Below are 14,164 nucleotides of genomic sequence, written 5' to 3' on the forward strand. Positions count from 1 at the left end.
AAAAACTCCCTGGTTTTAAATATTATGCTTAATTAAAGTGCTGCCAAAAGAATAGAGTTAAGTATAAACAAAACGGCGGCCATTGTGGTCACCTTACTTAAGAGAGCATCAATACCTTTCTTTTTTCCAAAGACCGTTTCTGCTCCACCAGAAATAGCTCCGGAAAGTCCAGCACTTTTACCTGACTGTAATAATACAGTTGCAATTAGTACTAATGTAATTATTACATGAACTCCAGTTAATACCGCATCCATCTCTCTTCCACCCCCTTATCCCGTGTTATTTTATCACAACGGGAATATAAAAAGCAACATCAAAAAGAAGACAAGTTATTCTCCTGGCTAATCATACTAGAGAATAACTTATAATTATTTACTTTAAATTAAAAAAGCTGTCTTTTCCTAGGTACCTAGAAATACCATATAGTTCTTCGTCAATTCTTATTAATTGATTATATTTAGCTACTCGATCCATTCTAGAAGGGGCACCTGTTTTTATTTGTCCCGCATTTGTAGCAACAGCTAAATCTGCAATAAATGTATCATCCGTTTCACCAGATCGATGTGATATAACACTAGTAAAGCCGTTTTGTTTAGCTAGTTCTATAGCATCTAAAGTTTCAGAAACAGTTCCAATCTGATTTAACTTAATTAGAATACTATTACCGATACCTTCTTCAGTACCCCTTTTTAGCCTATCAGTATTAGTAACAAACAGATCGTCTCCTACTAATTGAATTTTATCTCCTAACTTATCAGTGAGCTCTTTCCATCCTTCCCAGTCATCTTCAGAAAGACCATCTTCAATCGAAACAATAGGATAATTCTCTACTAGATCTTGATAAAAATCAATCATTTCTTCTACAGTTAAAGTTCTATTTTCACCCTTAAGATGATATTTGCCATCTTCAAAAATTTCAGAAGCAGCAACATCAAGTGCTAAAGCAACTTCATCCACTGGTTTGTAGCCAGCTTTTTCTATTGCTTTAATGATATATTCAAGTGCCTCTTTATTTGAACCCAAATCTGGAGCAAAACCACCTTCATCGCCAACTGAAGTAGATAGTTCATTTTCATTCAATACCTTCTTTAAAGAATGAAAAATTTCTACTCCCATCCTTAATCCCTGTTGGTAATTTTTAGCTCCAACAGGCATAATCATAAATTCTTGTATATCAACATTATTGTCAGCATGTTCTCCGCCGTTTAAAATATTCATTTGAGGAACTGGTAATGTTTTTCCTCCTACACCACCAAGAACCTGATATAATGGAAGACCTAATAGATCAGCAGATGCTCTAGCTGTTGCCATTGAAACACCTAATATAGCATTAGCACCAAGGTTTTCTTTATTATCAGTTCCATCAATCTCTAATAATACTCTATCAATAGCCAATTGATTTGTACAATCCATACCTAGTAGATGAGGTGCAATTTCTTCATTCACTTTACGACAAGCAGTCATAACACCTTTACCATTAAATCTTTCTTTTTTATCTCTTAGTTCTAAGGCCTCATAAACTCCTGTGGATGCACCTGAAGGAACCCTTGCATACCCAAAGGCACCAGATTCTGTGAAAATCTCAACTTCAACTGTTGGATTTCCTCTAGAATCTAGAACCTCTCTTGCGAAAATATCTTCAATTATGCTCACTAAAATCACTCCTTTTTGTGTTTATCCAATTAAACTTTTGCCTGTCATTTCTTGAGGAACATTAACCCCCATTAAATCAAGAACTGTTGGAGCAACATCTGCTAACTTTCCACCTGACTTTAACGGATACCGTACACCTTTCTCAACAATTAAAAAAGGTACAACATGACTTGTATGAGCTGTATGAGGTGAGTTTTCTTTCGAATCTAGCATTTTTTCAGCATTACCATGATCAGATGTTAGAATTACAATACCATTATTCTCTATAATTTCAGGTATCAATCTATTTAAACACTCATCAATAGTGCTGATTGCTTTAATTGTTGCATCTAAATCCCCTGTATGTCCCACCATATCAGGGTTTGCATAGTTGAGTAAAACGAAATCATACTGAGTATTATGTAGTTCTTCTAATACACTATCTGTAACCTCTTTAGCACTCATTTCTGGTTTTTCATCATAAGTGCTAACTTTAGGTGAAGGTATTAATTTTCTTATTTCATCTTTATTTTTTTCCTCTACACCACCATTAAAAAAGAAAGTAACATGTGCATACTTTTCCGTTTCAGCAATACGTAATTGTTTTTTACCACTAGAAGCTAGATATTCACCTAATGTATTTTCTAGTTTTTCAGGTGGATATGCAATTGGTAGATCTAGTTCTGCATCGTATTGTGTCATACAAACGTAGTTAACCCTAACCGATTCTCTATCAAATTCATCAAAATCAGAGTTAACAAAAGACCAAGTTAATTGTCGAGCTCTATCAGGTCTAAAGTTAAAACAAAACATTCCATCATCACAGGAAACCTTTGATTCATGATTTTCCGATAAAATTCTAGTTGGAGTTATAAATTCATCTGTTTCTTCTCTTTCATAAGCTTTTTGAACAGCTTCCCTTGCAGTTTCTGCTTCATAACCCATTCCTTTAACCATACAGTTATATGCCTTTTCTGTTCTATCATAGCGTTTGTCACGATCCATGGCATAATAACGACCCATTACAGTTGCTATTTTACCCAATCCAATCCTTTTCATTTCATCTTCTATTTCATCTATATATCGTTTTGCTACCTTTGGAGGTACATCTCTACCATCAGTGACTGCATGCAAGTAAACTTTTGTAAGACCAACTTTTTTGGCTAATCGTAATAAAGCTTTAACATGATTAATATGACTATGAACACCACCATCTGATAAAAGTCCCCAAAGGTGAAGGGAGGAACCTTTTAATTTCACATCATGATATAGGTCTAATAAAACCTTATTTTTCTCTAACATGTCTTCTTTTACACCTTTATTTATCCTTGTAAGTTCTTGATAGACCACCCTACCAGCACCTAGGTTAAGATGTCCTACTTCACTGTTACCCATCTGTCCTTCTGGTAAACCTACATGTAGACCATCAGCTCGTAAGGTGGTTCCACCATATTCATAAAACAAACTATCTAAATAAGGTGTTTCGGCTTGATAGAACGCATTTCCATCTTTTTCTCCACTTAACCCTAGTCCATCTAATACTATTAATGCAACTGGTCTTTTTGCTTTAGTCATTCAGATACCCTCCTGCTAAATCAAGGAGTTCACTGAAACTATTTGCATCTAAACTTTTTCCACCTACTAAGGCTCCATTAATGTTTGGTTGACTTAAATATTCTTCTAAATTTTCTGGTTTAACACTACCACCATATAAAATGGGAATTTCATTTGCTTGATTTAAGTCACCCATAGATGATAATACTCCTCTAATTTTTTCACATACTTCTTCAGCATCTTTTCCTGAGGAAGCTTTTCCGGTACCAATAGCCCATACAGGTTCATAAGCAAACACCAGGCATTTTAGCGTTTCTTTTACAGTATCACAGATAGCTTTTTTTACTTGTCTTTCTACTACTTCAAAAGTTTTGTTGTTATCTCTTTCGTTTTCAGTCTCACCTACACAAATAATTGGTATCAACCCGTACTTTAGGGCAATGCGTACTTTTTTGTTTACATCATCATCTTTTTCGTTAAATAAACCTCGACGTTCAGAGTGACCAATTATAACATATTTAACACCTAGATCAGCTAACATTTTAGGTGATATTTCTCCTGTAAAGGCTCCACTTTCTTCAAAGTACATATTTTGCGCACCTGAAGATAACCATTTAGGTACTTTTTCTTGAAATATAGGTAAAGAAATAAATGGCGGACAAACTACTGCTTCAACATTTGGTTTATCAAAATATTTATCACTTAAGTTAGATAAAAACTGTTGTGTTTCTTTCGGGCCATGATTCATCTTCCAATTTCCGGCAATTATCGTTCGTGCCAAAAAATCACCCCTTAGTCATTATTTTTCATGTAATGCTTCAACCCCTGGAAGAGTTTTGCCTTCTAAAAACTTTAGGGATGCTCCTCCACCTGTCGAAATATGACTTATATCATCTTCTACACCAGCTCTATTTATAGCAGAAACAGAATCTCCTCCACCGACTATTGTTTTCCCAAAACTCTCTGCTAGAGCCTTGGCTACAGAAACAGTACCTTTATCAAAAGGTTTTGTTTCAAACACTCCCATGGGTCCGTTCATAACAACTGTTTTCGCATCATGTATATGGTTAGAATATTTTTCAATAGTATCATTTCCTATGTCTAGAACCATTTCTTGATCAGAAATATTATCAATGTAAACAGTTCGATTAGGTGCTTTTTCTTCTAATTTTTCAGCTACTATAACATCATTTGGAAGTAACAGTTCTACTCCTCGATTTTTTGCCTTTTCTAGTAACTCTTTCGCTTGTTCTAAGGCCTCTTCTTCTACTAAAGATTTACCCATTCTATAACCTTTAGCAAGTAAAAATGTGTTTGCCATTCCACCACCAATAAGTACCTTGTCAGAAGTTTCCATTAAGCGATCTATAACGCCGATTTTATCACTTATCTTAGCACCGCCTATTACCGCTACAAAAGGTCGTTCGGGGGTTCTTACAGTATCTCCTAAAAATTTCAGTTCTTTATCCATCAATAGACCAGCTACACAATCACCTTTAATATGTTTCGTTATTCCATGAGTAGAAGCATGAGCTCTGTGAGCTGCCCCGAAAGCATCATTTACATAGACTTCAGCTAGATTAGCTAGAGCTAAAGCAAATTCACTATCATTTGCTTCTTCTTCGGAATAAAATCGTAAATTTTCAAGTAAAAGTATTTCACCATCTTCAAGAGACATAGCCTGGTTATCTACTTTACGAGGATCATTATTTTCTGCCATTTTAACTGGTGTTTCTAACAGTTCTTGTAATCTATCTCTAACAGGTACCATGCTAAATTCTTCTTTTATTTCTCCCTTTGGTCTACCTAAATGAGAACCAAGTATTATTCGTGCACCTTGATTTATAAGGTATTCAACAGTTTCTAAAGATTTTTGAATTCTTGTATCGTCTGTGATTTCTCCGTCATTTAAAGGAACATTATAATCTACTCTTACAAAAACTCTTTTTCCCTTAACATCTACATCTTTGACTGTTTTTTTCATTCTAATCCCCCCTAATTCTACCTATGATCCAGTATTTCCGTTTCTAATATGACTACACAGATCTACCACACGTACTGAATAAGCCCATTCATTGTCATACCAAGCAATAACTTTAACCATACTTTCTCCTACTTTCATAGTACTCTTGCCATCCACGACAGCTGAATAGGTACTACCCTTGTAGTCTGCGGATACGAGAGGGATTTCATTATAATCAAGTATACCTTTTAAGCTTTTATCTTTAGCGTTTGAGAAAGCACTATTCACCTCTTCTATTGAAATGTCTTTTTTTAGTGTTGCTACTAAATCAACGGTAGACACTGTAGGTGTCGGAACTCTAAAACTCATTCCATCTATTTTACCTTTCAGATGTGGTAATACTTCAGCTACAGCTCTAGCTGCACCTGTAGAAGTAGGAATAATTGACATATTAGCAGCTCTAGCTCGACGTGGGTCTTTATGTGTTCCATCTAAAATCATTTGATCCATTGTATAAGAATGTACTGTAGTCATCAATGCGTTTTCAATACCAAATTCTTCGTCTAATACTTTTACAACTGGTGCAAGACAATTTGTAGTACAAGAAGCATTTGAAATGACAAAGTCATTTTTTGGATCAAAACTATCGTGATTTACTCCCATAACTATTGTATTATCAACATTCTTACCTGGAGCTGTTATAATTACATTTTCTACACTACCACCTAAATGCTTAGCTGCTTCGTCTCTTGTTCTAAACTTTCCAGTCGCCTCTACAACAACCTCTACGTTGTAACTACTCCAGTCTAATTTTTCTGGATCTCTATCTCCTATAATACCTATTTTATTATTCCCAACAATTAAATGATTAGACTCAGCTGTTATCTCTTCTTCAAAAGGCCCATATAAAGAGTCATATTTTAATAAGTGAGCTAGTAATTCAGGATCTCTAACACTATTTATTGCAACTACCTCTATATCCTCCCTATAGTAAGCAATACGTAAAACAGCTCTTGCAATCCTCCCAAAACCATTAATTCCAATTTTAGTAACCATATTATCTGCCTCCCATCATATTATTTATCTGTTAATAAATTATAAATTTTTCTTGCAGCACCCTCATCGGTTATAAGAAAATCATCATGACCGGTTTCTAGCATCGCTAAAATGGCTTCAGATTTATCACTTCCTCCAGATACCGCTATAACCTTATTAATATCATTTAAGTCTTCTAAAGTTAAGCCTACTGTATTAACACGCTCGACAACCCCTCCTTTTTTATCTAAGTAAAAACCAAAAGCTTCCCCTACTGAACCTTTGTCTAGTAAGCTTGAAACCCTTTCTTGTGACAACCCTCGTCTTTTCGCCATTTCTTCAGCTCTACCAATTCCATGGATTAAAATATTTGCATTTTTAATCAAATCAAGGATCTCATTTACTTTTGGTTCAAGTAATAGAGTATTTAAAGATTCTTTACTTACTTCATCAGGAACGTGCAACATTCTATAACTACAATTAAAATTATTAGCTAGTTCTGCAGCTACTGTATTGGCTTGAATCTCTACCCTTTCACCAAGACCACCTCTAGCAGGTACTATCATGTTGTTTTGGTCTTTTGTTTTCTTAGGAGCCATATTAGCCATACGAGCTAAGGTAGAACCACCAGCAACAGAAATTATATCACCTGGGTTTACCAAAGATGATAAAGTCTTAGCAGCTACAGCCCCCATTTCTTGTTTTACTGTTTCATCTTCACACGAATCACCTGGAACAACAATAACACGTTCTAATTTTAATAATCCTTTAAGCTCTCTTTCTAAATCAACTAATCCAGAAATATTTTTAACTAATTCACGTCCTTCATGTAATACTAAAGAACCTGAATCAGTTAGCATCATACCATAACTTTCAACTCGTATTAATTGCTTTTCTTTTAGCACTCTTATTTCATTTCGTAGTTCTCGCTCTTTAATCTGTAAAACTTCAGATAAGGATCTGCGCCCAATTGGTTGATAGAATGAAATACTAGCCAATATTTTGTATCTCTTTTCTGCTAGCTCTGATAACTCTGGTGTTAATTTTTGTAGGAGATCCCATTCTTTTATCATTTTAACAGCTCCTTTTATGGTGAAGTCCGTACATTTACAATTTTAAATTCTAGGTGTAAAATATAGTGTGTAAGTAAATTGCCATAAAAATGGCTACTTTTTGTCCCGGAGGGGTGATTTTGTCCATCTTAATGTAAAAAAATATATCTGATAAGTCTCACCTATCATCATATAATAACATTTAAAAAACTTCAATAGTTTTTTCCCTTACCTAGGAAGAAAGAGGTACCAAACATTACTTAATGGTACCTCTTTCTTTTAGAAGATGATGGAATATTGAGCTCTTTTCTATATTTTGCAACTGTACGACGCGAAATATTTATTGCGGATTCTTTTAATATCTCTGAAATTTTTTGATCACTTAAAGGTTGCTTTTTGTCTTCGTTTTCAATTAAGTTTTTAATTTTATGCTTAATACTAGTAGAAGAGCTAGAATCTGTTTTTGTATTCTCTACTTTACTTGAAAAAAAGTATCTTAATGGGAAAACCCCTTGTGGTGTTTGCACATATTTATTTGCAGTTGCTCTACTAACAGTGGATTCATGAACACCAATCTGTTCCGCAATCTGTTTTAGTGTCAAAGGTCTTAAATAGGATACTCCATTATCTAAAAAAGGTTTCTGAAATTCTATTAGTTTATTAACAATATTGTGTAACGTAAGTCGACGTTGCTCTATGCTCTTTATTAACCACAAAGCTGAGTCTAACTTTGAGTTCAAGAATTTCGTCGCTGAATCTGCTGCTTCATTCTTATTTGCTTTAGATAGAATACTCTTATACATAGAATTAATTTTTAGTTTAGGGTTCATTGAGTCATTAATAATTACTACATAATCATCTTCTACCCGTTTTATTACTATATCTGGTGAAATATATTCAGAAGAACTATCTATTGAAAAAGTACTTGCTGGTTTTGGTGTTAATGTTTTAATATAATCTACAGCTTTTTGAACTTCTACTACTGATTCACCTGTTTTCTCAGCTATTTTACTCAAACGATTTTCCCCTATTTCAATTAAGTAATTTTCAATTAATTTATAAGATAACTTAGGGTAGTCGTCTTTTCTTTCAAGTTGTAACAAAAGACATTCCTTTAAACTTCTAGCTCCTATACCTGGAGGGTCTAAGCTCTGAACTAATTTCAAAGCTTTTTCTAACTCAGAATATTTAACATCAATTAATTGTGACATTTCTTCTAATGAACCTCTTAAATACCCATTCGGATCTAAATTTCCAATCAAATATTCAGCTATTTCACGATACTCTTCTGTAGTTATAAGAGATAATTGAAAAAATAAATGCTCAAATAAGTTTGTTGATGAAGGTGTGTAATTTTCGAAACTTTCTTTATTTTCACTCATCCCGGTGCCTACATGTTTTCCTATATCGCTTGAGTCTTCAAAATACTTCTGCCAATCAATATCAAACGTTTCACTTGTTTCATTTTCTTTTGGTTCTTCTTCACTAGTAGCAACTTCTAACATGGGGTTTTCAGCTAGTTCTTGCTCAATATGGTTATTTAATTCCATTCCCGACAATTGTAATAATTCTATAGCTTTTTTCAGCTCTGGAGTAATAATAAGCTGTTGCTTTTGTTCTAGGTTAAGATCAAACCCCAACTTCATAGTTACACACTCCCCCTAGTCTCCACTTTTCTTAAATATATATTTAATGAGGCTGTTTTTGGTCTAACCTTTCCGCAAGCTTTTCTATTTTTCGTAACCTATGATTTACACCTGATTTACCAACGGGGGGCTCTAATAATTCACCTAACTCTTTCAAATTAGCTTCAGGGTATTCAACACGTTTAAAAGCTATCTCTTGTAAGTTGCTTGGTAAATTAGATAGCCCTAGTTTTTCATCTATAGTCTTAATATTATTAATATGTCGTAAAGATGCTACAACTGTTTTTTGTAAATTAGCTGTTTCACAATTTACAAGCCTGTTAATTTTATTTCTCATACCTTTCATTACCCTTACATTTTCGTAATCTAAAAGTGTCTTATGAGCACCAATAACATTTATGAATTCACAAATTTGCTCACTATCTTTCAAATATACAACATATTCTTTCTTTCTTGTAATTTTACCAGGCTGAATCTCAAATTTTTCCATTACATTTACTAGGTCATCCAAATATTCTTCATAGTCTGCTGTAATTTCTAGATGATAACTTGAATCTGGGTTTACTACTGAACCTTTAGCTAGAAAAGCACCTCTTAAATAAGCTCTCTTACAACAACGGGTTTTGATCATATCCTTATTTATTCCTTTAGTTATTTGAAATCCGCCTTCAGTTATACCTAAACTAGATAGTATATGAATAACTTTATCTTTACCTGTTAATTTTAAAGCATAACTGTTAGTTTTCTGCAGTCTAATTCCTTTTCTCATTAATATTTGCATATCCTTATGAAATTTATCTTTAAAAAGACTATAAATACGACGGGCAATAGCAGGATTTTCAGTACTTAATTGTAAAGTTACGTCATCAGTAAGAGTGAGTGATCCATTCATATGAACAAATGCGGCTAATTCTGAACGTTCACAACAATGCTTTTTAATCTCTAACCTAGCTAATTCATTTTTGCATGACTTTGCAAAAGACATCCATCCATCCCCCACTAACAACAACATTTTACTATTCGAATACTATTATACCATAGATTGAATAAATTAAAAAAAGTCCGGGAAATTACCCAAGGCGTTTGATTTTCGAATTGAAATTTAAGAATCACAAGCAAATTCACATCAAACAAATCACAATTTTTTCACATTAAAAAAATAGCAGTTCTCTTTATCAAAAATTAGAGCGCTGCCATTATCTTTAAGGCACATAAATCAGAAGATGACAGCATATTAGTCTCCAAACCTACTTTTTCTTTCAGTTCGGAATCACTTCAATCTCTACCTTCTTGAAATAAAAGTTAACAAAGAAATAAATCATTTGTTATTCATCTTGTCAGTCCTCCTACAGACATATTATATGATTTTCTCTTAATACGTATAATAAAGCTGAAATTACCAATTGACTTAGCTAGCGAACGCAGATCTTGAGCTGAATCAGAAATATTTATTTGTAATTCTGTATTTTCTAATTCTTTAAGTGAGTTAAGATTTTCCGTATCCTTAGTATAATCACGATCTTCAGTATAAACTGTCAGTTTATTAATGTCTTGAAAAATTGATAAATCTTCTCAAAGTTGTTCAGTAACGATACTTAAATTTAAATTTTTGTTATCCTTTAGAAGTGAATAACTCGAGATATTGTTTCCTCGTAAATCAAGTCTTTCCGAATTGTCGGCGTACTGTAGTCCTTCTAAATCAGAAATATTTTCATTACCAACAGATAAACGTCTTACTCTTAGATCCTCTTTAGTAATATAATCAATTCCAATTCACCAATTATTGCCTCTTTTAAGTTTTTATCAGGTACCAAAATCTGATTGAATTTAGCGATGTAGTCTTATCTTCTTCAAATTCAAAAGATTTCTCTTTTACTTCTTCTCCATATTTTTTCCAAGAAATAAACTCAAAGCCTTCATTAGGCTCTGCTTGTAAGTTAACTTTTTCACCATGTTTATAAGTTCCTTCACCTTCAATTTTTCCAACATCTTCAGGGCAGTTTGTACCTCTATTTCGTCATAATACAACCATCTGCATACGAAATGATTTCTCTAGTTATCTCTATTATTGATTTATTACATGTAATGGTTAATTTTACAAATGAAACATTATCATTGTATTTTGTAAAAAATCATTTTACTTTTCGATATCCATATCACCCTTAAAGGAAATTGACTAATAACTATCATCTAATAAAATCACTCATGGTTATTCTTCCTTTTAAAATTATTGATTTTAATAGCTGGCCAAGAAGTTATTTTATTATCCTTAGCCAATTTTTCTTTAATCACTTCTTTAATAATCACCTTACCTAATATTGATGAGTCATGCCTAATTACAGAATCACGGCTGCTAAAATCTTCTTGGATAGTTTTTACGGAAAGTTTTCGTAAACTTTTATAATCCGGTATTACTGGAACTTGATCTTCCTGTCTGTATTTATCTAATAACTCATAATGTTTTTCAATAATTTTATTATCATTTACTAGAACAGTATCTATAATATTATTACCTGTATGATGAAATATAGCTTCTACATGTTCAGAAGCAGTATAATCATCAGTTTCTCCAGGCTGGGTCATTATATTAGAAACATACATTTTTACAGCTGATGAGTTATATATGGCCTCTGGTATACTTGGTACAATTAATGTAGGTAAAATACTAGTATAAAGACTCCCTGGTCCAAAAACAATAGCATCAGCTTCCTTTATAGCTTGTAAAACTTCGGGAAGAGGAGTAACATTTTTCTCTGCTATAAATATCCTATCAATTTCTTTTTTACTACTTGAAATATTAGTTTCACCAACTAGTTCAGAACCATCTGTACATATCGCTTTCAATGTTAATGATTTATCTACTACAGGCAGTACCTGACCTTTTACTGCTAACACTCTGCTAATTGATGATAGTGCTTCTTTAAACCCTTTTTTATCATTCAGGGCTGCTATTATTAAGTTACCTACATTGTGCCCCTTCAAGTCACCGCTTTTTTCAAATCTATAATTAAAAATTTCTTCCATTAAAGGTTCTGTATCTGCGAGAGCTAATAGACAATTTCTCACATCTCCTGGTGGTAGCATTCCAAGCTCTCCTCTTAATTTACCAGAGCTTCCACCATCATCTGAAACTGTAACCACAGCTGTGATATTTTGTGTATAAGGTTTCAACCCTCGTAGTAAGTTTGGTAATCCAGTTCCACCACCTAATGCAACAATTTTAGGACCCACTTTTTGTTGACGACGTTTATCTAGTATTTGAACTAATCTATCTTCTTCATCAGGTAAAATGGCAGAGACTACAGATTTTATGATTTTTTTAGACCCATACCAAAAAGTCAAAACACCCAATACTAGAAAAAATATTCCATTATATCTTGAATAAGAACCTAAAACCTCACCTAATGCTTCAAAACTTTGAGTTCCAATTACAGCAAGTCGATATGGACCTAGGATTATAATTGTACCAAACAATGTACTCAAAATACCTAATATCACAAGTAATACCCATCTTTTAACTTTTAAGCCAGGGGATAACCACTTAAAAAAATTCACTTATGAGGCCCTCCTACGTTTTATCTATATCTCTATGTTGAATATTAATTAGATATCCCACTTGGATAAGTTGTTCTTTTAACCAATTTGCTAAAACTACCGACCTATGTTTTCCGCCTGTACATCCAATTGCTATAATAAGTTGAGTCCTACCTTCTTTTAAATAGTTGGGTAATAAAAACTTTAACATATCTAATAACTTATCCATAAAATCTTGTGTGACCTGAAAACCTCTGACATACTCATCTATTCGTTTATCATTTCCAGACAGTGGACGCAAATCATCTAAATAGTAAGGATTAGGTAAAAATCTAACATCGAAAACTAAATCAGGGTCAAGTGGTAACCCATGTTTAAAACCGAAACTCATGATACTTATAGATAGGTTTTCTTGGTATTTATCCTTTGGTGTATATCGTCTACTAATCTTTTCTTTTAACTGTTTTGGAGTCATTGTACTCGTATTTATAATCATATTTGCTTTAGTTCTGATTAGTTCTAATTCTTTTTGTTCTTGCTCAATGGCTTTTTTAACACCTTTATATTTGTCCCAAAGGGGATGCTTTCTCCTTGTTTCTTTAAAGCGTTTAATTAGCTCTAAAGTGTCTGCTTCTAAAAACAATATTTCATATTCTATACTAAGCTCTTTCAACTGTTCAAGAGCAGATTGCAATGATTCAAAAAATTTACCTCCTCTTATGTCAGAAACCAAAGCTATTTTATTTATCCTGCCTTCAGATTGTCGTAATAGTTCTGCGAATTTAGGTATAAAAGTAGGAGGTAGGTTGTCCACACAAAAATATCCTAAGTCTTCAAAACTTTGAACAACTATTGATTTACCCGCTCCTGATAAACCTGTGATAATTACAAATCTAACCTGATTAAATCTAGTTTCTTGTTCCATAAAAATATCACCCTTCCTTAAAATAAAATTCTCTATCACAAGAATATAATCCTGCTTATTGTTTATGTGATATTAACAATCCGTTCAGTAGAGATCCCTACTTGCTTACATAGATTCACACCCTTTTCTAGCTTACCTACTTCACATGGTTCGTGGGCATCACTAGATATTACAAACTCAATATTATTATTTGCCTTTACTGCAGTTTTAACATAATCAGTAAGCTTACTTGCATGAGAACAATTGATCTCTAACTTAGCTCCTTGTTTACTACATTTATTAGCTAATTCAAAAGTATCTATATCCATATGTAAACCTGGATGGGTAACAATAAATACAGGATAGTTATCTAAAGCTTTTAGAATAGCATTAGTATTACGTTTTCTAATTTCAGCTAGTTTTTGTTTTTTATCATTACCAGGTGCTATTCTATGCCACCAATTAATTAAAAATAACTCTTTAAAATCCCTAAATGACTTAGGATATACCATTGGATGAAGTCCCACGTTTAATATATCAAGATATTCTAAAAAGTTATTATCTATGTCTAAATAACCATCAAGAGAAACAACATTTGCTTCCATTCCTAACAAGACTTTAATATCATTATACCTATCATTTAAATGATTAATTGTTTGTTTCATTTTTTTTAATGATTTCATTCCATTTATACCGATTCTAAAACTTCTTGGTCCATGATCAGTTATAGCTACCTCTTCTAGTCCTTGATCTCTTGCGGCCATCACATTATCTTCTATAGTACCTTTACCATGACTAAAGTTGGTATGAGTATGATAATCAGCTAAAACCTTCACTCTAGGTT

General features: G+C 33.1%; 12 protein-coding genes and 1 pseudogene. All 13 read right to left on the bottom strand.

The features are described from left to right. Window positions 1-32: 32 nt before the first annotated feature. On the bottom strand, window positions 33-254 hold the full coding sequence (secG, locus tag CDO51_RS06755; RefSeq protein WP_089023540.1) for a preprotein translocase subunit SecG: 222 nt from the start codon (window positions 252-254) through the stop codon (window positions 33-35). 118 nt (window positions 255-372) lie between these two features. Beyond that, on the bottom strand, window positions 373-1,653 hold the full coding sequence (gene eno / locus CDO51_RS06760) for a phosphopyruvate hydratase (protein WP_089023541.1): 1,281 nt from the start codon (window positions 1,651-1,653) through the stop codon (window positions 373-375). 21 nt (window positions 1,654-1,674) lie between these two features. Beyond that, window positions 1,675-3,207, bottom strand: coding sequence for a 2,3-bisphosphoglycerate-independent phosphoglycerate mutase (gene gpmI, locus CDO51_RS06765; RefSeq protein WP_089023542.1), 1,533 nt, complete (start codon window positions 3,205-3,207; stop codon window positions 1,675-1,677). Continuing rightward, the gene (gene tpiA / locus CDO51_RS14635; protein ID WP_089023543.1) at window positions 3,200-3,967 is read right to left on the bottom strand and encodes a triose-phosphate isomerase; all 768 of its coding nucleotides are present in this window, start codon (window positions 3,965-3,967) and stop codon (window positions 3,200-3,202) included. The genes gpmI and tpiA overlap by 8 nt, the downstream gene beginning before the upstream one ends. Before the next feature lie 18 nt (window positions 3,968-3,985). Next, window positions 3,986-5,170 carry a phosphoglycerate kinase gene (locus CDO51_RS14640; RefSeq protein ID WP_089023544.1) on the bottom strand — a complete coding sequence of 395 codons (1,185 nt, stop codon included), beginning with the start codon at window positions 5,168-5,170 and terminating at the stop codon, window positions 3,986-3,988. Window positions 5,171-5,191: 21 nt separating this feature from the next. Beyond that, window positions 5,192-6,205, bottom strand: a complete 1,014-nt coding sequence (gene gap, locus CDO51_RS06780; RefSeq protein WP_089023545.1) for a type I glyceraldehyde-3-phosphate dehydrogenase — start codon at window positions 6,203-6,205, stop codon at window positions 5,192-5,194. A gap of 20 nt (window positions 6,206-6,225) precedes the next feature. Next, complete coding sequence (locus CDO51_RS06785; RefSeq protein WP_089023546.1) at window positions 6,226-7,257, bottom strand: sugar-binding transcriptional regulator; 1,032 nt, start codon at window positions 7,255-7,257, stop codon at window positions 6,226-6,228. 239 nt (window positions 7,258-7,496) lie between these two features. Next, window positions 7,497-8,882, bottom strand: a complete 1,386-nt coding sequence (gene rpoN / locus CDO51_RS06790) for an RNA polymerase factor sigma-54 (RefSeq protein ID WP_089023547.1) — start codon at window positions 8,880-8,882, stop codon at window positions 7,497-7,499. 43 nt (window positions 8,883-8,925) lie between these two features. Beyond that, window positions 8,926-9,867: a DNA-binding protein WhiA gene (gene whiA, locus CDO51_RS06795; protein WP_089023548.1), complete on the bottom strand. Its 942-nt coding sequence runs from the start codon at window positions 9,865-9,867 to the stop codon at window positions 8,926-8,928. Window positions 9,868-10,674: 807 nt separating this feature from the next. Beyond that, window positions 10,675-10,863: pseudogene (locus tag CDO51_RS15340) on the bottom strand (InlB B-repeat-containing protein); the annotation flags it as partial. A gap of 218 nt (window positions 10,864-11,081) precedes the next feature. Continuing rightward, window positions 11,082-12,437 carry a gluconeogenesis factor YvcK family protein gene (locus CDO51_RS06800; protein WP_089023549.1) on the bottom strand — a complete coding sequence of 452 codons (1,356 nt, stop codon included), beginning with the start codon at window positions 12,435-12,437 and terminating at the stop codon, window positions 11,082-11,084. Window positions 12,438-12,450: 13 nt separating this feature from the next. Further along, a complete protein-coding gene (gene rapZ / locus CDO51_RS06805) occupies window positions 12,451-13,341 on the bottom strand; it encodes an RNase adapter RapZ (RefSeq protein ID WP_089023550.1) in 891 nt (296 codons plus the stop codon). Window positions 13,342-13,403: 62 nt separating this feature from the next. After that, window positions 13,404-14,156, bottom strand: a complete 753-nt coding sequence (locus CDO51_RS06810) for a PHP domain-containing protein (protein ID WP_089023551.1) — start codon at window positions 14,154-14,156, stop codon at window positions 13,404-13,406. Window positions 14,157-14,164: the final 8 nt, after the last annotated feature.

The sequence above is a fragment of the Natranaerobius trueperi genome, assembly GCF_002216005.1.
In the GTDB taxonomy this organism is placed as follows: domain Bacteria; phylum Bacillota; class Natranaerobiia; order Natranaerobiales; family Natranaerobiaceae; genus Natranaerobius_A; species Natranaerobius_A trueperi.